At 75.2% G+C, this 19,625-nt stretch carries 9 protein-coding genes, 1 tRNA gene and 1 pseudogene; 4 read left to right on the top strand and 7 right to left on the bottom strand.

From position 1 onward, the window contains the following. The first annotated feature begins 5 nt into the window (after window positions 1–5). Window positions 6–443 (top strand): DUF6336 family protein, encoded by a 438-nt coding sequence (locus tag ACZ6AA_RS33435; protein ID WP_468458678.1) that lies wholly within the window; start codon window positions 6–8, stop codon window positions 441–443. A gap of 91 nt (window positions 444–534) precedes the next feature. On the opposite strand, the gene ACZ6AA_RS33430 is transcribed toward ACZ6AA_RS33435, so the two are convergent. Beyond that, window positions 535–608: transfer RNA gene (locus ACZ6AA_RS33430), tRNA-Pro, on the bottom strand. Window positions 609–753: 145 nt separating this feature from the next. Here ACZ6AA_RS33430 and ACZ6AA_RS33425 point away from each other — a divergent pair. The 3 genes from ACZ6AA_RS33425 to ACZ6AA_RS33415 all read left to right on the top strand — a co-directional run bounded on the left by ACZ6AA_RS33425 (window position 754) and on the right by ACZ6AA_RS33415 (window position 4,497). Continuing rightward, the gene (locus tag ACZ6AA_RS33425; RefSeq protein WP_468482784.1) at window positions 754–1,377 is read left to right on the top strand and encodes a DUF309 domain-containing protein; all 624 of its coding nucleotides are present in this window, start codon (window positions 754–756) and stop codon (window positions 1,375–1,377) included. 117 nt (window positions 1,378–1,494) lie between these two features. Beyond that, window positions 1,495–2,271: a precorrin-6A synthase (deacetylating) gene (gene cobF, locus ACZ6AA_RS33420; protein ID WP_468458674.1), complete on the top strand. Its 777-nt coding sequence runs from the start codon at window positions 1,495–1,497 to the stop codon at window positions 2,269–2,271. A gap of 120 nt (window positions 2,272–2,391) precedes the next feature. Continuing rightward, on the top strand, window positions 2,392–4,497 hold the full coding sequence (locus ACZ6AA_RS33415; protein WP_471462231.1) for an MDR family MFS transporter: 2,106 nt from the start codon (window positions 2,392–2,394) through the stop codon (window positions 4,495–4,497). A gap of 50 nt (window positions 4,498–4,547) precedes the next feature. Here ACZ6AA_RS33415 and ACZ6AA_RS33410 read toward each other — a convergent pair whose 3' ends face one another. The 6 genes and pseudogenes from ACZ6AA_RS33410 to ACZ6AA_RS33385 form a co-directional block, all read right to left on the bottom strand. Beyond that, window positions 4,548–5,291, bottom strand: coding sequence for a cobalt-precorrin-6A reductase (locus ACZ6AA_RS33410; RefSeq protein WP_471462229.1), 744 nt, complete (start codon window positions 5,289–5,291; stop codon window positions 4,548–4,550). A 44-nt stretch (window positions 5,292–5,335) separates the two neighbouring features. Then, entirely contained in the window at window positions 5,336–6,130 is a 795-nt protein-coding gene (locus ACZ6AA_RS33405) for a sulfite exporter TauE/SafE family protein (RefSeq protein WP_471462227.1), read from the bottom strand. 98 nt (window positions 6,131–6,228) lie between these two features. Further along, window positions 6,229–7,416, bottom strand: a complete 1,188-nt coding sequence (locus ACZ6AA_RS33400) for a thiolase family protein (protein ID WP_468458668.1) — start codon at window positions 7,414–7,416, stop codon at window positions 6,229–6,231. 63 nt (window positions 7,417–7,479) lie between these two features. Next, window positions 7,480–8,172 carry a class I SAM-dependent methyltransferase gene (locus tag ACZ6AA_RS33395; protein ID WP_471462225.1) on the bottom strand — a complete coding sequence of 231 codons (693 nt, stop codon included), beginning with the start codon at window positions 8,170–8,172 and terminating at the stop codon, window positions 7,480–7,482. Window positions 8,173–8,261: 89 nt separating this feature from the next. Continuing rightward, window positions 8,262–15,431: pseudogene (locus ACZ6AA_RS33390) on the bottom strand (type I polyketide synthase); the annotation flags it as partial. A gap of 61 nt (window positions 15,432–15,492) precedes the next feature. Beyond that, window positions 15,493–19,518 (bottom strand): SDR family NAD(P)-dependent oxidoreductase, encoded by a 4,026-nt coding sequence (locus tag ACZ6AA_RS33385; RefSeq protein WP_471462223.1) that lies wholly within the window; start codon window positions 19,516–19,518, stop codon window positions 15,493–15,495. Window positions 19,519–19,625: the final 107 nt, after the last annotated feature.

The following is a 19,625-nucleotide window of genomic DNA, read 5'->3' as shown; positions in this document are numbered from 1 at the left end:
CCGCGATGACTTCTCCTCAGCGGCGTGACCAAGGACCGGCCAGGGACGAGGACGGTGTGCTGCTGCCGCGGCTGCGGTTCACGCACGTGCTGGTGCGGGGCGCCCTGTTCGGGGTCGCCGCCACCGTCGTGCCGCTGGTGGGGCTCGGCTTCGTCGAGGACCACCACGAACGCGGGACGTTCCTCGCCGTCGTGTCCGGTTTGGGGCTGACAGCGGGCGCTTTCTGCCTCCTGGTCGGCCTGTTCTTCTGGTCCGCGTGCGGCAGCGACGTCCGCCGCTGGCGCGACCTGCGCACGATCACCGGCCAGACCGAGGCCGTCACCGTCATGGCCCCGGCCCTCGTCCGCCTGGGCATGACCGGCCTGCTCCTCTTCCCCGGCACCTACGCGCTGTACCACCTCGTCGACAACGCCGCGTACGACAGCTGGCTCTACGGAAGCTGACCGGGCCCGGGGAACGGTCGAGGGGCCGACGAACGACCGAGGGGCCGTACCGGATTTCTCCGGTACGGCCCCTCGCTCACGACTTCATCAGTCGGGACGACAGGATTTGAACCTGCGACCCCTTGACCCCCAGTCAAGTGCGCTACCAAGCTGCGCCACGTCCCGTCGCGATCCTTCGCGGTGCCCCGCGTGATCACGTAGGTAGAACTCTACCGCACGCCGCGGGGTGGTCCGGTGCGTGTGGGGCCCGGCGGGCGCGAGGGGTGTGCCCCGGCCTGCCCCGGAAGGCGGGGCGCGGGAGAATCGGCGTATGACTGGCGCACTTGGACCGGACGGCGCGGGCCGCGGCCGTGACCGTGACGCGGAGGGGCGGGCCCGGAACGCCCGGCCGCGCGACGGGCTCGGGCGGCCGTTGCCGTACGGGTCCGACGGGGTGGAGCGGCAGCCGGAGGGTGTCGTGCGAACCCCCCGCGAGACGGTCGCCGAGGCGCAGGCACTGCTCGACGCCGGGCGGCCCTTCCACGCGCACGAGGTGTTCGAGGACGCCTGGAAGTCGGGCCCCGACGAGGAACGCGGCCTGTGGAAGGGGCTCGCGCAGCTCGCCGTCGGGCTCACGCACTCCGCGCGCGGCAACACCACGGGCGGGGCGCGGCTGCTGCGGCGGGGCGCGGGCGCCGTCTCGGCGTGGACCGAGGAGGCGCCGGGGCGACAGCGACCCTACGGGATCGGCGTACCGGAACTGGTCGCGTGGGCGAGGGAGTTGGCGGCGCGCGTGGAGCGGGACGGGCAGCTCGCGGACGCGGCCGCCTGCGCGCCCACGTTGAGCCCCGGTGGTGCGGGCGGGGCGGACGACGGCGGTGCGGGCGGTGGTGGTGCGGGCGGTGACGGCGAGCGCGCCGCGGACGGCCGTGGTGCGGGCGGCGTCGAGGGCTGAGCGCGCGGCGGCTGTCCCGACCCGACAGCGGGCCCCACGCGACTTCGGCCAGCGCTCGACGGCCGCCCCGCACCCCCCTGCGGCGACCCCCGCGCCCCCGTGCGGCACACTCGCCCCGTGCGAAAGATTCATGTCATCGGCATCGGCGCGGGCGACCCCGATCAGCTGACCCTGCAGGCGGTCAAGGCGTTCGGGGACACCGACGTGTTCTTCATCCTCGGCAAGGGCGAGGAGAAGGCGGACCTCGTGGCGCTGCGCCGGGGCATGCTCGACGCGCACCGGCCGGACGGGGCCTACCGCGTCGTCGAGGCCCGCGACCCCGAGCGCGACCGCAAGGCGGGTGGCGCGGACTACTCGCCCGCCGTCGACGACTGGCGCAACCGCCGCGCCGACATCTACGAGCGGCTCATCGCCGAGGAACTGGGCGCGGACGAGACGGGGGCGTTCCTCGTGTGGGGCGATCCCGCGCTGTACGACAGCACGATCGGGATTCTGGAGGAGGTGCTCGCGCGGGGGGCCGTGTCCTTCGGCTACGACGTCGTCCCCGGCATCAGCAGCGTCGCCGCCCTCGCCGCCCGCCACCGCACCGGCCTGAACCGTGTCGCGCGCCCCGTCCAGATCACCACGGGCCGCCGCCTCGCCGACGAGGGCTTCCCGGCCGGGGTCGACGACGTGGTGGTGATGCTGGACGCCCGGCAGGCCTTCCGGCGGTACGCCGACCGCGACGACGTCGAGATCTACTGGGGCGCCTACATCGGCACCCCCGACGAGATCCTGGTGTCGGGGCCGCTCACGGAGGCCGCCCCGCGCATCGAGCGGCTGCGCGCCGAGGCCCGCGCCCGCAAGGGCTGGATCATGGACACGTACCTGCTGCGCAGGCGCACGGACGGCTGACCCGCCCCGGGCCGCCACTGGCTCCGCCCGGCCCGCGCCCGCGCCCGCCCGCCGTCGCGCCGTCACCGGACCGGACGGCCCCGCATGCACACCCCTGGCGCGGGTGTGAGGGTGAGGGCTGTGACCGTTACCGATCAGCCCGTGGCCGCGGCGGAGCAGGGGCCACCGGTCCTGGACAAGCGCCGGCGCAATGTCGTCTTTGTGACGATCATGCTGGGGGTGCTGCTCGCCGCGCTCGACCAGACGATCGTGGGGACCGCGCTGCCGACGATCGTGTCGGACCTGGGCGGGGCCGAGCACATGTCGTGGGTCGTGACGTCGTACCTGCTCGCGGAGACGGTCGCGACGGTGCTCGTCGGCAAGTTCGGCGACCTGTTCGGGCGCAAGATCGTGTTCCAGGTGTCGGCGATCGTCTTCATCACCGGCTCGTTCCTGTGCGGCCTCGCCACGAACATGACGCTGCTCATCGCCTGGCGGGCGCTGCAGGGCATCGGCGCGGGCGGGCTGATGGTGACGGCGATGGCGCTGATCGCCGATGTGATCCCGCTGCGGGAGCGCGGCAAGTACCAGGGCGCGATCGGCGCGGTCTTCGGTGTGTCCACGGTCATCGGGCCGCTGCTCGGCGGCCTGTTCACGGACCACCTGACCTGGCGCTGGGCGTTCTACGTCAACGTACCCATCGCGATCCTCGTGGTCGCGGCCGCCGCCCGCACGATCCCGGTGGTGAAGTCGGCGTCGAAGCCCGTCATCGACTATCTGGGCATCGCGCTGGTGGCGGTCGGCGCGAGCGCGTTGATCCTGGCGACGAGCTGGGGCGGCAACGAGTACGCGTGGGGCTCGGGCACCATCATCGGGCTGTTCGCGGGCGGGCTGCTCGCGCTCGCGGGCTTCTGCTGGGTGGAGACACGCGCGGCGGAGCCGATGCTGCCGATGCGGCTCTTCGCGAACCCCGTGTTCACGGTCTGCTCCATCCTCAGCTTCATCGTCGGCTTCGCGATGCTCGGCGCGATGACGTTCCTGCCGACCTATCTGCAGTACGTCGACGGGGACTCGGCCACGATCTCCGGCGTGCGGACGCTGCCGATGGTCGTCGGCCTGCTCATCGCGTCGATCTTCAGCGGCAACGTGGTCAGCAAGACGGGCACGTACCGGATCTTCCCGATCGTGGGCTCGCTGGTGATGGCGCTCGGGCTGTTCCTGCTGTCGCTGATGGGCAGCGAGACCAGTACGTGGCTGGAGTCGCTGTACATGTTCGTGCTCGGCGCCGGGATCGGCCTGTGCATGCAGGTGCTCACCATCGCCGTCCAGAACACCGTCGCCTACGCGGACCTCGGCACCGCGACGTCCGGCGTCACCTTCTTCCGCACGCTGGGCAGCTCGTTCGGCACGGCCGTGTTCGGCACGATCTACGCCAACACGCTCGCCCCGAACCTGCGGGACGGGGTCGCGGAGGCCTCCCGTACCGGCGCCGCGCCTCCGGACGTCGTCGCGAAGGCCTCGCAGAGCCCCCAGGGGCTGCACGACCTGCCGGGCGCGGCGGCGGCACCGCTGGTCAAGGCGTACGCGGACACGCTCCAGACGGTGTTCCTGTGGACGGTGCCGGTGGCGCTCGTCGGGTTCGTCGTGGCGCTGTTCCTCAAGCAGGTCGAGCTGCGCGACAGCGCGCGGATGAGTTCCTCCGACATGGGCGAGGGGTTCGCGTCACCGCAGACGGGCGACTCGGCCAGGCTCCTCGAACTCGCCGTCGGCAACATCCTGCGCGCCAAGGGCCCGCAGACCGCGCGCGCCATCATCCAGCGGTCCGACACGCGCCTGGACATGGCCGGGGCCTGGGCGGTGATGCAGGTCGCCCTGTTCACCCGGATGGTCGGCCACGCCAACCTCAACCTCATCGCGGCCCGCCGCCAACTGCCGCCGGAGGTCCTGGTGCCCGTGTTCGACCGCATGGTCGAGGAGGGCTATCTGACCCGCACCGGGACGCTGTTCCAGCACACGGCGGCGGGTGTGCGGGAGGCCGACGTGATCGGTACGGCGTGGGGGGCGTGGCTGCGGGAGCAGTTGGAGAAGGACGGCGGCCGCGCCCTGGAGGGGGCGGCCGGGGGCGACGGGAAGCTGATGGCGGCCGTCGACGCGATCGCGAAGCGGCTCCTCGCGGAGGACCTCGCGCACGGGCTCGCGCTGGACCGGCGGCAGGGGGCGCGCCCGGCGGTGAAGACGTCGGCGTAGGGCGGGCCCGCGTCCCCGCGAGGCGGGGCGGGGCACGCCCCGGACAGGCCCTAGGGCCCGGCCGCCCCGAGCCGCGCGAGCGCCGACTCCACGTCGGCCACCACCGGCATCCCCGGCGGCGGCTCCGGGCGGCGCACGACCACCACGGGCAGGGACAGGGCGCGGGCGGCCGTGAGCTTGGCGGCCGTCGCCCCGCCGCCGCTGTCCTTCGTGACGAGCACGTCCACGCGGTGGTCGCGAAGGAGCGCCGTCTCGCCGTCGACGGTGTACGGGCCGCGGTCGAGGAGGATCCGTACGTCGCGGGGCAGTGGCGGCTGCGGCGGCTCGACGGAGCGCACGAGGAAGTGCAGCGCGTCGTACGGGGCGAAGACCGCGAGGCCGAGTCGGCCGGTGGTGAGGAAGACGCGGCGGCCGAGGGCCGGGAGCGCGGCCGCGGCCTCCTCCAAGGAGGCCACGTCGTGCCAGTCGTCGCCGGGGCCGGGGCGCCAGCCGGGGCGGCGCACGGCGAGCGCCGGGACGCCGGTGGCCCGGGCGGCCCGCGCCGCGTTGGCGCTGATCGCGATGGCAAAGGGGTGCGTGGCGTCGACGAGCGCGGTCACGCCGTGGTCCCGCAGCCATCGCGCGAGGCCGTCGGGCCCGCCGAAGCCGCCGACGCGCACGTCGCCTTCGAGCGCCGCGGGCCGGGTGACGCGGCCCGCGAGCGAGGTGGTCACGCGTGTGTCCGGCCGGGCGGCGAGGGCGGCGGCGAGGCGGCGGGCCTCGGTGGTACCGCCGAGGACGAGCACGTGGGGCATGGGGTCGAGGGTACGTGGGGCCCGGTGTCGGCCCGGCGGGGGCATCAGCGCAGCAGGAGCTGGAGGCCACCGACGACGGTCGCGCCGATGACGAGCTGTTCGAAGAGCCGCTGGTCGATGCGGTGCACGCACGCCTTGCCGATGAGGGCGCCCGGGATCACGAACAGGAAGAGGGCCGCGTCGAGCAGCAGCGAGGGCCCGTCGATGAGGCCGAGGCCGACGCTGAAGGGCACCTTGGAGGTGTTGACGATGAGGAAGAACCACGCCGAAGTGCCGAGGAAACTCAGCTTCTTGAAGCCCGCCGAGAGCAGATACATCGACATGACGGGGCCGCCCGCGTTGGCGACCATGGTGGTGAAGCCGCCGAGCACGCCGTAGCAGGGCGCGGCGATCCCGGCCGTCGCCCGCGCCGTCCCGCCCTCGCCGTCCGCCGCGGGTCCGGGCGCGGCCGACCGGCGCCGCCACATGGTCACGGCGGCCATGAGCAGCAGGATCGCCCCGATCGACGTACGCATCATGGCGTCGTCGGCGAACATCAGGAACACCGTGCCCAGGGCGACGCCCGCGCCGACCGCGGGGAACAGCCGCCACAGCGTGGGCCAGTGGGCGTGTCTGCGGTAGGTGAGGACGGCGAGGACGTCCCCGGCGATGAGGATCGGCAGGAGCACGCCCGTCGACGCGCGGGCGGGCAGGACCGCGGCGAAGACGGCGAGGCTGACGGTGTTCGCGCCGCTGACGGCGGTCTTGGAGAAGCCGACGACCCCGGCGGCGAGGGCCAGGGCGCCGAACTCCCAGACGGTCAGGGCGGATAGGGCCGAGGTGGCGGCTGAGGCGTCCATGCTGGGTACCGATGGTATGCCCAAGCAGTTTGCGCCGGGGCGGGCCCGTTCGGCGGGCAGGGCCGCGGGCAGCCCTGCCCGACCAGCAGGGCCGGGAGTCAGTCCCGTTCGACGAGGAGGGCGGTGCCCTGGCCCACGCCCACGCACATCGTGGCGAGGCCGCGGGTGGTGCCGGTGCGGCGCATGCGGTGCAGGAGCGTGGTGAGGATGCGGGCGCCGGAGCAGCCGAGGGGGTGGCCGAGCGCGATGGCGCCGCCGTCGGGGTTGACCAGCTCCGGGTCGATCCCGAGGGCGTCCACGCAGGCGAGCGCCTGGGCGGCGAACGCCTCGTTGAACTCGGCCTCCTGGATGTCGGCGACGCTCCAGCCGGCCCTGGCCAGGGCCTTCCTGGTGGCGGGCACGGGGCCGATGCCCATCACGTCGGGGTGCACACCGGCGGAGGCGCCCGTGACGTACCGGCCGAGGGACTCCAGGCCCAGGTCGTGCAGGGCCTCCTCGCTGACCAGGAGCAGGCCCGCGGCGCCGTCGTTCATCGGCGACGCGTTGCCCGCCGTGACGGTGCCGCCCGCGCGGAACACCGGACGCAGCCCGCTGAGCTTGTCGTACGAGGTGTCCTCGCGGATGCTCTCGTCCGCGTCGACGACCGTGCCGTCGGGGGTGGTGACGGGGAGCAGTTCGTCGTCGAAGTGGCCGTTCTTGCGGGCGGCGGCGGCGCGTTGGTGGCTGCGCAGGGCGAAGGTGTCCTGGCGCTCGCGGGAGACGCCGTGCCGGGTGGCCACCTCCTCGGCCGTCTCGCCCATGGAGAGGAGTCCGTGCAGGTCCTTCATCCTCGGGTTGACCAGGCGCCAGCCGAGGCGGGTGTCGGCGGTCTCCATGCGGTGCGGCAGGGTCTCGTCGGGGCGCGGCAGCACGAAGGGGGCGCGGCTCATGGACTCGGAGCCGCCCGCGAGCACGATGTCGGCGTCGCCCGCGGCGATGGTGCGGGCCGCGAGGGTGACCGCCTCCAGGCCGGAGGCGCACAGGCGGTTCACCGTGGCGCCGGGGACGGAGTCCGGGAGGCCCGCGAGGAGGACGGCCATGCGGGCTACGTTGCGGTTGTCCTCGCCCGCCTGGTTGGCCGCGCCCCAGTAGACCTCGTCGACGCGGGCCGGGTCGAGCCCCGGCAGGGCGTCGAGCAGGCCGCGGACGACGGTGGCGGCGAGGTCGTCCGGGCGGACGGCGGACAGGGCACCGCGGAGCCGCCCGATCGGCGTGCGGCGGGCGGCGGCGAAGTGGACGGTGCGCACGGGGCGGCTCCGAGACATGAGCGGTTTAATTAGCGCTGCTAGTTTCGGAGTGTACGGGGGACCTCAGGCGGCCGTCCAGGCACGGAAGACACCGACGCAGCCGTGCACGGTCAGTTCGTGGCGGTCGAAGTGCCGGTCGAGCTGTGCGCGGAGGTCGTCGAGGGTGTCGGCGTCGTTGTGGAACGCGCCCCGCTTGTTCAGGGTCCGCATCGCCCGGCGGGCACCGCCGGACACCGGCACCCCGGCCGACAGGACCGTGGTGCCGAAGACGATACCGCCGGGCCGGACCACGGCCGCGGCGTGCGCCAGGGCGATCCCCTTCTCCCGCAGGGTGCCCGGGACGCAGTGCAGCAGATAGCTCATCCCGACCGAGTCGTGGGAGCGCGCCGCCACCGGCAGGGGTTCCAGTATGTTCGCGCGGACCGTCTCGACCTGGTGGCGCCGGAGCCGGTGGGCCGTGTGGGCCAGGGAGTTGCGGTTGAGGTCGACCAGTGTGATCCGCGGGTCCGGCACGGGGAACCGGGCGTGGTGGAGCAGATAGCCGGTGCCCACGCCGATGTCCATGTGGCGCGCGCCGACACAGGTGTCGTACAGCTTCCGCGACACCGCCGACGGGCAGCGCCAGAGGAGGGGCGCCGTGCCCCGGTACACGATCAGGTCGTAGAGGGTGAGGAACGGCTTCGAGTATCCGGACTGCCCGTCGATGACCTTCTGGTCGAGGGGCTTGCCGGCGTGGGCGCCGTCGGACGTCATCATGCTCCTTCAGGGGTGGTGGGCTGCTTGGTCGAGCGCGGGCCGGGGGCGCCCTGCGGGCCGCCGAGCCAGTCGGCCACCGCGCGCAGGGCGGGCCCGCTGTGCTCGCGGATGATCGAGAAGTGGGTGCCGGGGGTGTCGACGGCCGTGTGCGGCAGGTGCCAGTGCGCGCGCCGGTCCGCGGGTGTGCCCGGCTCGTCGGGCGTCCGCGGCTCGTCGTCGAAGACGTCCCGCGAGGCCCGTACGAGCAGGGTCGGCGCGCTGATTCCCGTCGGGGTCCACGCCTGGAACAGGCCCGCGTAGTGCGCCATCGCGGTGAGGTACGCGTCGTCACCGGCCTCCTCGGTCCAGCGTCCGTCCGCAGCCCCACAGGCGCGGGCCCGTTCGACGCGGGCGTGCAGGTGCGGGAGCATCGGGCTGGTGGGCCAGTGGCTGTCCAGGAGGACGACGGCATGGGGGCCCGCGCCGCGCGCTTCGAGCGCGGCGGCGGTGGCGTGGGCGATCCAGCCGCCCGCCGAGTACCCGAGCAGGACGAGGGGGCCGCCGTCGGCGCACCGGGCGGCGCCGTCCGCCAGGAGGTCCGCCAGCGCGTCGACGGACGCGGGCAGCGGCTCCTGCCAGGTGAAGCCGGGCACCGGCTGGACCCAGACGTCGTGTTCGCCCCCGGACGCGGCGGCGAGCCGCGCGTACTGGGAGGCGCCCGCGCCGACAGCGAAGGTCGGGAAGCAGAGGAGGCGCGCGGCGGCTCCGCGCGCGAGCCGGACGTGCGGCGGCCGCAGCCGCTCCTCGGACGTGTCGAAGGTGGGGCGGAACCCCGCGACGTGGCGCACCAGTTCCTGGAACTCCTCGGTGCGGCCGAGGGCGCTCGCGCGGGCGAGCAGGGGGCCGAGGGTGAGGTGCGCGGTGCCGGTGCCGTCGGGTGCCGGGGCTGTGCCGCCCGGGCTCGCACCAGCGGCCTCGTACTCGACCCCGGCTTCACCCACGACCCCTGCCTCGGCCTCGGCCTCGGGCGGTGTCGCCTCCCACCGCGCGACCAGGTGCCCGGTCAGCGCGGCTACGGTCGGGTGCTGGAAGACGAGGGCCGGGGGCAGCCGCAGGCCGGTGTCCGCGCCGAGCCGGTTGCGCAGGTCCACCGCCGTCAGCGAGTCGAACCCCAGCTCGGGCAGGGGCCGTTCGTCGTCGAGGGCATCCGGGTCCGCCAGCCTCAGGACCGCCGCGACGTGAGTGCGGACGAGGGCGGCGACCAGGCCGGGCCGCTCGTCGCCGCCCGCGGCCGCGAGGCGCCGCCTGAGCTGCCGCCCCTGGTCCGCCCGCGCCGCGCCGTGCGCGCCGGGCCGTCCGGCCGCGCCGATCGGCAGCCCGGTGCCCTCGGGCCAGTACCGCTGGTGCTGGAAGGCGTACGTGGGCAGGTCCACCAGGCGGGCGCCGCAGTCGGCGAGCATCCTGTCCCAGCCCACCGGGACGCCCTTGACGTGCAGTCGGGCGAGCGCGGTGAGGAGCCCGCCCAGGTCGGCGCCGTGCTCCTGCCCGAGGAGCGCGGCCAGGGCGGCATCGGGGCCCAACTGGAGCCAGGCGCCCACCCCTTGGGACCCGAGGTGCGCCACGGCGTCGGCGGGCGGGGTGGCGTTCTCCTGGGCGAGGCGCACCCAGTGGTCCGGGGAGGACAGTTCCTCGTACGGCACCGGGCGGCCGGTCGCGGCGGCGACGAGGGGGATCACCGGCGGGCGGAAGGCCAGGTCCTTGACGGTCCGTCGGACGGAGTCCCCCGCGTCGGCCCCTGCCTCCAGTCGCGTTGCCCGTACGAGGGTGACGGCGAGCGCCGCCGCGTCGGCCAGGGACAGGACGCCCGCGCAGTGTGCGGCGGTCACCTCGCCGAGGGAGTGGCCGAGGAGGAAGGCGGGGCCGACTCCCCAGTGTTCGAGGAGCCGGAACAGCGCGACTTCCCCGGCGAACCGGGCGGCGCGGGCGAGCACCGGGTCGCCCGGCGCCCCGTCGCCCGGGCGCATGACCTCGCTCCAGGAGCTGCCCGCCTGCTCCGCGACGGCGGCACCGGCCTCGTCCAGCGCCGAGGCGAACACCGGGACCCGCTCGTACAACTCCCCTACCAGACCCTCCCGTTCACCGTCCCGCTCCCCGACCGGATCCGGGAGCGGACCGGTGCACACGAACGCGACCCGTTCGCGCGCCCGGCCCGAGCCACGCACCACGTCCGGTCCGCACTCGTCCCCCACAAGCCGCGTCAGCGCCGCCAGGAGCGCGTCCCGGTCCCGGCCGATGACCACGGCGCGGTGCTCAAGGCGCGCCCGGGTCGCCGCCAGCGAGCGCGCGATGTCGGCCGGTACGAGGTCCGTGCGTGCTTCGACGAACCGGCGCAGCCGGTCGGCCTGGGCCCGCAGCGCCTCCTCGGTGCCGCCCGAGAGCGGCCAGGGCAGCACGGGGAGGGTGTCGCCCGTCGCCCCCCGCGCCGGGTCCGGCACCGAGTCCCCGCACTCCGGGACGTGTTCCGCCACCGCGCCCCCGTTCCGCGACGCGCCTTCCCTCGCAGGGCCGTCGCCCTCGGACGCCTGACCCCTTGCCTCGCCCTCGCCCTCCGGAGCCTGCGCCCTTGCCGCACCCTCACCTTCCGACGCCTGCGCCCTCGCCGCGCCCTCGCCCAGCGGAGCCCCGTCCGCCCCCTCTCCCCCGTCCCCCTCCGGCGCCTGCTCAAGGACCACGTGCGCGTTGGTCCCGCTGATCCCGAAGGACGAGACACCGGCCCGGCGCGGACGGCCCGTGTCCGGCCAGGGGCGGGGCTCGGTCAGGATCTCCACGGCGCCCGAGGACCAGTCCACGTGCGGGGTCGGCTCGTCCACGTGCAGGGTGGGCGGCAGGACGGCGCGGTCCAGTGCGAGCACCGTCTTGATGACGCCTCCGACCCCGGCCGCAGCGGCGGTGTGGCCGACGTTGGACTTCAGTGAGCCGAGCCAGAGCGGAGCGTGCGCGGGCCGCCCCTGGCCGTACGTGGCGAGCAGGGCCTCCGCCTCGATGGGGTCGCCGAGGGTGGTGCCCGTGCCGTGAGCCTCGACGGCGTCCACGTCCCGGGCGGTGAGACCGGCCTGGGCGAGGGCCTGCCGGATCACGCGCTGCTGGGCGAGCCCGTTGGGGGCGGACAGGCCGTTGCTCGCCCCGTCCTGGTTGATGGCGGTGGAGCGGACCAGGGCGAGGACGGGGTGTCCGGCGCGCCGGGCGACCGACAGCGGTTCGACCAGGAGGACGCCGACGCCCTCGCCCCAGCCGGTGCCGTCGGCCTCGGCGGCGAACGCCTTGCACCGCCCGTCGGTCGCGAGGGCACCCTGGCGGCTGAACTCGACGAATGCGCCCGGGGTCGAGAGGATCGTCGCGCCGCCCACCAGGGCGGCCGTGCAGTCGCCCTGCCGCAGCGCCTGCACGGCGAGGTGCAGGGCCACCAGGGACGACGAGCAGGCCGTGTCGACGGTGACCGCGGGCCCTTCGAGGCCGAAGGTGTAGGCGATGCGCCCCGAGGCGACGCTCGTCGAGGTGCCGGTCATCAAGTGGCCCGCGCCGCCGTCCGGGTCGGCGGTGAGCAGGGGCAGGTAGTCCTGGCCGCTGACGCCGACGAACACGCCGGTGCGGCTGCCGCCGACCGCGTCGGGCGCCAGCCTGGCCCGCTCCAGGACCTCCCAGGCCACTTCGAGGAGCAGGCGCTGCTGCGGGTCCATGGCGAGTGCCTCGCGCGGGCTGATCCCGAACAGGAGCGGGTCGAACTGGTCGGCGTCGTGCAGGAAGCCGCCCCGGCGGACGTAGGTGTGCCCGGGCAGGCCGGGGTTCGGGTCGTAGAGGCCCGCCGTGTCCCAGCCGCGGTTGGCGGGGAATCCGGAGGTGGCGTCCCGGCCGGAGGCGACCAGGTCCCACAGTTGCTCGGGCGAGGCCACGTCGCCGGGGTAGCGGCAGCCCATGGCGACGATGGCGATCGGCTCACCGGCGACGGGCGCCGCCGACACCGCTTCGGAAACCTGCTCCTGAGGGTCTGTCAGAAGAGTCAGCAGGTGCGCGGACAGCTTCTCGGCCGTCGGGTGGTCGAAGACCGCCGCCGGGGACAGGCGGACACCGGTCGCCGTGGTGAGCCGGTTGCGCAGCTCCATGGCCGTCAGCGAGACGAACCCGAGGTCGGTGAAGGCCCGGGTGACGTCGACGTCCCCCGGGGAGGCGAGGTTCAGCACGGCGGCGGCGTGCTCGCACACCGTCTCCAGGGCCAGCCGCTCCTTGCCGCTGTCCGGCAGTTCGGCGAGGCTCCGGCGGAACACGGCGGCCGCGCCGTCGTCGCCCTCGCCGACCGGGGCGGCGGCGGGCAGCGCGTCCGGCCAGTAGCGACGGCGCTGGAAGGCATGGGTCGGCAGGTCCACCAGGCGGGCCCGGGGTCCGAGGCGGGCCGACCAGTCCACGCCGACGCCCTGGACGTGCGCCTCCGCGACGGAGGTGAGGAAGCGCCCGAGGTGCCCCTCGTCGCGCCGCAGCGAGGTCAGCACGGTGCCGGGCGCACCGCCGCTCGCCGGGCTCCCCGTTACACCCGCCCCGCTTCCCGCGCCTGCCGCACGTGACGCAGCCGCCGCGCTTGCCGCGCTTGCCGCGCTTGCCGCGCTTTCAACGATCTCCTGCACGGACATCGCGAGCACCGGGTGCGGGCTCATCTCGACATACGTACGGTGCCCGGACGCGAGGAGTTCCCGGACGGTCGGGTCGAAGCGGACCGTCTCGCGCAGGTTGCGGTACCAGTAGGCGGCGTCGAGCCCGGTGGTGTCGGCCTCGGCGCCGAGGACCGTCGAGTGGAAGGGGATGTCGGCCGGGCGCGGGGTGATGTCGGCGAGCGTCGCGAGGAGTTCGTCCCGCAGCGTCTCGACCTGGGCCGAGTGGGAGGCGTAGTCGACCGCGACACGGATCGCCCGTACACCTTCCCGCTCGGCGGCGTACAGGAGCTCGTCGAGGGCTTCGGCGTCGCCCGACACCACCACGGACGAGGGGGCGTTGGCCGCGGCGACCCCGAGGCGGGGGCCCCACTCCGCGAGGCGGTCGCGCGCCCGCTCCACGGGCAGGGCCAGGAACGCCATGCCCCCGCTGCCCGCCAGGCGTTCGGCGACGAGCCGGGACCGCCGCGCCACGATCCGGGCCCCGTCGTCCAGGGACAGGGCGCCCGCGACGCACGCGGCGGCGATCTCGCCCTGGGAGTGGCCCACGACGGCGCCGGGTTCCACGCCGTGGGACCGCCACAGGGCGGCGAGCGAGATCATCATGGCCCAGAGCGCGGGCTGGACGACGTCCACGCGGTCGAGCGGGGCCGCGCCTTCGACACCGCGCACGACGTCGACGAGCGAGAAGTCGACGTGGGGCGCCACGGCGTCGGCGCACGCGCACAGCCGCTCGCGGAAGACCGGTGCATCGCGGTACAGGTCCGCCGCCATGCCCGGCCACTGGGCGCCCTGGCCGGGGAAGACGAACACCGGCTTCCCGGGGTCGCGCGCGACGCCCCGCACGACGCCGGGGGCGCTCTTCCCCTCGGCCACGGCGGTGAGGCCCGCGAGGTGGGCGTCACGGCCGTCGGCGAGGACGACGGCGCGGTGGTCGAAGTGGGTGCGCGAGGCCAGCAGGGAGTGGCCGATGTCGGCCGGGGCCAGTTCGGGCCGGGCGCGCACGTGGTCGAGGAGCCGGGCCGCCTGTTCGCGAAGCCCTCGGCCGGTGCGGGCGGTGATCAGCCACGGCAGCGGGGTGGGGCGGTCGGGGTCGGGCGCGGGGTTGTCCTCGGCGTCCGGCGCCGGGGCGGGTGCGGGGTCGGTTGCGAGGTTGCCCTCGGCGTCCGGCGCCGGAGCGGGCGCGGGGAACGTGTCGTCGTCCGACTGCTCCAGGATCACATGGGCGTTGGTGCCGCTGATCCCGAAGGACGACACACCGGCCCGCCGCGGCCCGTCGCCCGGGGGCCAGTCGCGGGCCTCGGTCAGGAGCCGCACCGCGCCGGAGGACCAGTCGACGTGCGGGGTCGGCTCGTCCACGTGCAGGGTCGGCGGCAGGATGCCCCGGCGCAGCGCCATGACCGTCTTGATGACACCGCCGACGCCCGCGGCCGCCTGGGTGTGCCCGATGTTGGACTTGAGGGAGCCGAGCCACAACGGCCGGTCCGCGGCACGCTCTTGACCGTACGTGGCCAGCAACGCCTGTGCCTCGATCGGATCCCCCAGCGACGTGCCCGTCCCGTGCGCCTCCACCACGTCCACGAGATCGGCCGAAAGACGGGCCGACGCCAGTGCCTGCCGGATCACCCGCTGCTGGGACGGGCCGTTCGGCGCCGTCAGCCCGTTCGACGCGCCGTCCTGATTCACCGCCGAGCCCCGCAGCACGGCGAGCACCGGATGCCTGTTGCGCCGCGCGTCCGACAACCGCTCCAACAGGACGAGACCCACGCCCTCGCCCCACCCCGTGCCGTCCGCCGACGCAGCGAACGCCTTGCACCGGCCGTCGGCCGCCAGCCCCCGCTGACGGCTGAACTCCACGAACATCCCCGGGGTCGTCATGACCGACGCGCCGCCCGCCAGGGCCAGGGTGCACTCGCCCTGCCGCAGCGACTGCGCGGCGAGGTGGAGTGCCGTCAGGGACGCCGAGCACGCGGTGTCGACGGTGATCGCCGGGCCCTCCAGGCCGAAGGTGTAGGCGAGACGGCCCGACAGGACACTGGCGAGGAAGCCCGTGGAGTAGCCCTCGAAGGTCTCCCGGGCGCTCTGGAGCAGGAGCGCGTACTCCTGGCTGCTGGTGCCGACGAAGACGCCGGTGCGGCTGCCGCGCACCCTGGTCGGTGCGAGGCCCGCGCGCTCGAAGGTCTCCCAGGCCACCTCCAGGAGGAGGCGCTGCTGCGGGTCGAGGGTCAGCGCCTCGCGCGGGCTGACACCGAACAGGCCCGCGTCGAACGACGCCACGTCGGCGAGGAAGCCGCCCTCGCGCGCGTAGGTCCTGCCGAGCCGGTCCGGGTCGGGGTCGTAGAGGTGCTCGACGTCCCAGCCGCGGTCCTCGGGGAAGGGCGCGACGGCGTCCTTGCCGGAGACGACCAGGTCCCACAGGTCCTCCGGGGAGCGGACGTCCCCGGGGAAGCGGCAGCCCATCGCCACGATCGCCACGGCCTCCCCGGCGGCGTCCTCGAGCTCCCGCAGCCGCCCGCGTGTCTCGTGCAGGTCGGCGGTGACCCGCTTGAGGTAGTACCGAATCCGGTCGTCCGTCGCCATGTGCCATCCACCTCGTCGAGACGTCGCCGTGGTCCGCTCGCGCGCGGGCCCCGGCACGGGGTCAGGAGATGCCCAGCTCCTTGCTGATGAAGTCGATGACTTCGTCGTCGGTCGCCAGGTCGAGTCCGTCCGCGACGGTCGTCCCGTCGTCCTGCGCGCCCGTCGGCGCGCCGGGCGCGGGTGCCCGCTCGCCGCACCGCTGGGCGAGCGCGCGCAGCCGGTCCGCCACCCGGACCCGCTCGCCGTCGTCGAGCGGTGCCGTCGCGAGGTGCGTCGCGAGGGCGTCGAGGCGGGCGAGGACGGAGTCGACGGGTGAGCCAAGCCTGGAGACCAGCGCGGCCTCGACGTGCTCGCTCAGGGCGGCGGGCGTCGGGCGGTCGAACACCAGCGTCGTGGGCAGGTTCAGGCCGGTCTCGGCTCCCAGGCGGTTGCGCAGTTCCACGGCGGTGAGGGAGTCGAAGCCGAGTTCCTGGAAGGGGCGCACCGGATCGATGTGCCCGGCTGTCGTGTGGCCGAGGACCAGGGCGACTTGCCCGCGTACGAGTTCCAGTACGGCCGCGCTCCGGTCCTCGGCGCCGAGGGAGGCGAGGCGTTCGCGCAAGGCGTTCGCGGCGCCCGGTTCCGCCGTTGCCGCCGGGAAGGGCACCAGGTCGCGCAGGAGGGTGGGGAGGGTGCCGTTCTCGGCGGCGGTACGCAGTTCGGCCGGGTCGAGGCGGGTCGGCACCACCACCGGGCGGCCGGTGGCGAGGGCCTCGTCGAAGAGGGCGAGGCCGTCCTCGACGGAGAGGCCCGTGGCGGGTCCCGGCCCCCCGGCCGGCCCCGCCGATCCCGGTTGCTCCAGGCGTGCCGCCATGCCGCCGGGCCCGGCCCAGCGGCCCCAGGCCAGGGACGTGCCGGGGAGGCCGGTGTCGTGGCGATGCCGGGCCAGGGCATCCAGGAACGCGTTGGCGGCGGCGTAGTTGGACTGCCCTGTGGTGCCGATGGTCCCGGCGGCGGAGGAATAGACGACGAACGCGGCCAGGTCCTGCCCCTGCGTCAGCTCGTGGAGGTTCCAGGCGCCGTCGACCTTGGGCCGGAAGACCGCGTCGAGGCGCCCGGGCGTCATCGCGTCCAGGAGGCCGTCATCGAGCACGCCCGCCGCGTGCACCACGGCGGTCAGGGGGTGCGCGGCAGGCACCGACGCCAACAGGTCGGCCACGGCGGCCCGTTCGGCCACGTCGCACGCCACGGCCCGCACCGACGTCGCGCCCGCCGCCGTCAGTTCGGCCACCAGGTCCGCCGTGCCCTCCGCGTCCGGCCCCCGGCGTCCCGCGAGGACGAGGTGCCCCACGCCGTGGGTGCGCACCAGGTGCCGGGCGACCTCCGCGCCGAGCGCCCCGGAGGCTCCGGTGACCAGCGCCGTGCCCTCGGGGTTCCACGCCGGAGGCATGGTGAGGACGACCTTGCCCACGTGCCGGGCCTGGGCGAGGAAACGGAAGGCGGCGGGCGCCTGCCGTACGTCCCACGCGGTCACCGGCACCGGCCGCAGCCGCCCGCGCTCGAACAGCCCGACGATGTCCGCGAGCATCTCGGCGATGCGCTCGGGCCCGGCGTCCATCAGGTCGAACGCGCGATAGGCGATGCCGTCGTGCCGGGCGGCGACCTCGTCCGCGTCGCGGATGTCGGTCTTGCCCATCTCGATGAACCGGCCGCCCGGCCGCAGCAGGCGCAGTGAGGCGTCGGCGAAGTCCCGCACCAGCGAGTTCAGTACGACGTCCAGACACCGGGCACCGCCCGCCCCGGTGAACCGTTCCTCGAAGTCGGTGGTACGCGAGGAGGCGAGGTGCGCGTCGTCGACGCCGAGGGCGCGTACCGCGTCCCACTTGGCGGGAGCGGCCGTCGCGTACACCTCGGCGCCCAGATGCCGCGCGAGCTGTACGGCGGCCATCCCGACGCCGCCCGCCGCCGCGTGCACGAGCACCTTGTCCCCCGGTCGTACGTCGGCCAGGTCCACCAGGCCCTCGTACGCGGTGAGGAACGTGACGGGGACGGACGCGGCCCGGGTGTACGACCAGCCCTGGGGGATCCGTGCGAGCAGGCGGTTGTCGACGACCGCGACCGGGCCGAGGCACCCGGCGGCGAGGCCGAACACCCGGTCGCCCGGGGCGAGTCCGGCCACGTCGGGCCCCACCTCGGTGACGACGCCCGCGATCTCGCCGCCCAGTTCCCGCTGGTCGGGCACCATGCCGAGGGCCATGACGACGTCCCGGAAGTTGAGCCCCGCGGCACGCACGTCGACCCGGACCCGGCCCGGCGCGAGCGGCGCCGCGGCCTCCGGGCCCGGGGTGAGGGCCAGGTCGTCGACGGTGCCGCCGCCGGTCAGGCCGACGCGCCATTCCCGTACTCCCCTGGGGGGTACGAGGGTGCCGTGCGGTACACCGCGAGCGAGCCGCGGGACCAGCGTCCGCCCTTCCCTGAGCGCGAGTTGGGGCTCGTCCGCGCCCGCCGCCCCGGTCAGGGCCGCCGTGGAATCGGACTCCCCGTCCGAGTCGACGAGGACGAACCGCCCCGGGTGCTCCGCCTGCGCGGAGCGCACCAGGCCCCAGATCGCGGCGGCGGCGACGTCGGCCACGCGCTCGTCGGCGGCCACGGACATGGCGCCCCGGGTCACCACGACGAGCCGGGCGGCGCCGAGGCGGGGGTCCTTGAGCCAGGTCCGGAGGGTGTCGAGGACGGTGAGGGCCAGAGACCGGGCGACGCCTGCCGGGCCGTGCGCGCCCGCGCCTTCGGCGCCTTCGGTCCCGGTGTCGGGTGCCGCGTCGCCGTGACACGGCAGGAGGACCAACTCCGGTGCGGGCGCGCCTGATTCGAGCGCCGTGGTGAGCGCGCCGAGGTCGGCGTGGGCGGTGGCCGCGAGGCGGTCCGCGAGGGCGGGGTCCCCGAGGACGGCGCAGCGGGCGGCCGGGACCGACGGGCCGGGTGCCGTCCCGTCCGGGGCGGCCCGCTCGGCCCAGTCGACGTGGAAGAAGGTGTCGCGTGTCCGGCCGGACCGGAGTTGGTCGAGGGAGACGGAGCGGGTGACGAGCTTCGCGGCCGACGCGACCGGCGCTCCGCGTTCGTCCCACAGGGCGAGGGACACCGCGTCCGTCCCGGCCGGGGCGAGCCGTGCCCGCAGGGTCGGGGTGCTCGCGCCGTGGAAGGACACCTCGTGCCACGCGAACGGCACCCGCACCTGCCCGGTCGCCGAGTTGCCCCCGGTGAGGAGAGCGGCGTGCAGCGCGGCGTCGAGCAGCGCCGGGTGGAGGCCGTATCCGTCGGTGCGGGAGCGTGCGGTGCCGGGGAGCGCGACCTCGGCGAACACCTCCTCGCCGAGCCGCCAGGCCCGCGAGAGCCCGCGGAACGCGGGGCCGTAGGAGAAACCAGCCGTGGCGAGGCGGGCGTAGAACCCGTCGAGCGGTACGGGTTCCGCGCCGGGCGGCGGCCAGGCCTCGCCGGGACGGGCGGGTGCGGCGGCCGCCTCGGGCGCGAGCGCGCCCCGGGCGTGGCACACCCACGCGCCCTCCGGCGCGCCAGCCGTTCCCGTCAGGGCCTCCTCGGCACGCGAGTACACGCCCACCGCACGGTGCCCCTCCCCTCCCCCTGGCCCCACTGGCCCCACTGGCCCCACTGGCCCCACCCGCACCTGGAGGCGCACGGCGCCCCGTTCGGGCAGGACCAGCGGCGTCTCCTGCGTCAGCTCCACCAGGCGGCGGCATCCGACCTCGGCTCCGGCGCGGACCGCCATCTCGACGACCGCGGTGCCGGGTACGAGGGCGGTGCCGAGCATGACGTGGTCCGCGAGCCACGCCTCGGTCCGCCGGGACAGGGTGCCGGTGAGCACGGTCTCCTGGGAGTCGGCGAGGTCGAGGGACGCGCCGAGCAGGGGGTGTCCGAGCCCGAGGAGACCGGCGGCCGTCACATCGGCGCCGGTGCCTGCCGTCCCCGCCATGGTCCAGGGGAAGCGACGGCGCTGGAAGGGGTACGTGGGCAGGTCCACCCGGCGGGCCCCGGTGTCGGCGAAGAAGCGGGTCCAGTCGACGCGTGCCCCGTGGGCGTACGCCTCGGACACCGCCGTGGGGGGGGGGGGGGGGGGGGGGGGGGGGGGGGGGGGGGGGGGGGGGGGAAGGGGGAGGGGGGGGGGGGGGGGGGGGGTAGGGGGGGGGGTGGGGGCAGGCG

It is taken from the genome of Streptomyces sp. NPDC040610, assembly GCF_055594065.1.
This window is presented reverse-complemented; position numbering and strand designations above follow the sequence as displayed.

Excerpts from the sequence above, each read along its gene's own strand:
- ACZ6AA_RS33405 (WP_471462227.1), bottom strand. The coding sequence starts at position 6,130 with ATGGACGCCTCAGCCGCCACCTCGGCCCTATCCGCCCTGACCGTCTGG.
- ACZ6AA_RS33435 (WP_468458678.1), top strand. The coding sequence starts at position 6 with ATGACTTCTCCTCAGCGGCGTGACCAAGGACCGGCCAGGGACGAGGAC.
- ACZ6AA_RS33425 (WP_468482784.1), top strand. The coding sequence starts at position 754 with ATGACTGGCGCACTTGGACCGGACGGCGCGGGCCGCGGCCGTGACCGT.
- ACZ6AA_RS33395 (WP_471462225.1), bottom strand. The coding sequence starts at position 8,172 with ATGATGACGTCCGACGGCGCCCACGCCGGCAAGCCCCTCGACCAGAAG.
- ACZ6AA_RS33410 (WP_471462229.1), bottom strand. The coding sequence starts at position 5,291 with ATGCCCCACGTGCTCGTCCTCGGCGGTACCACCGAGGCCCGCCGCCTC.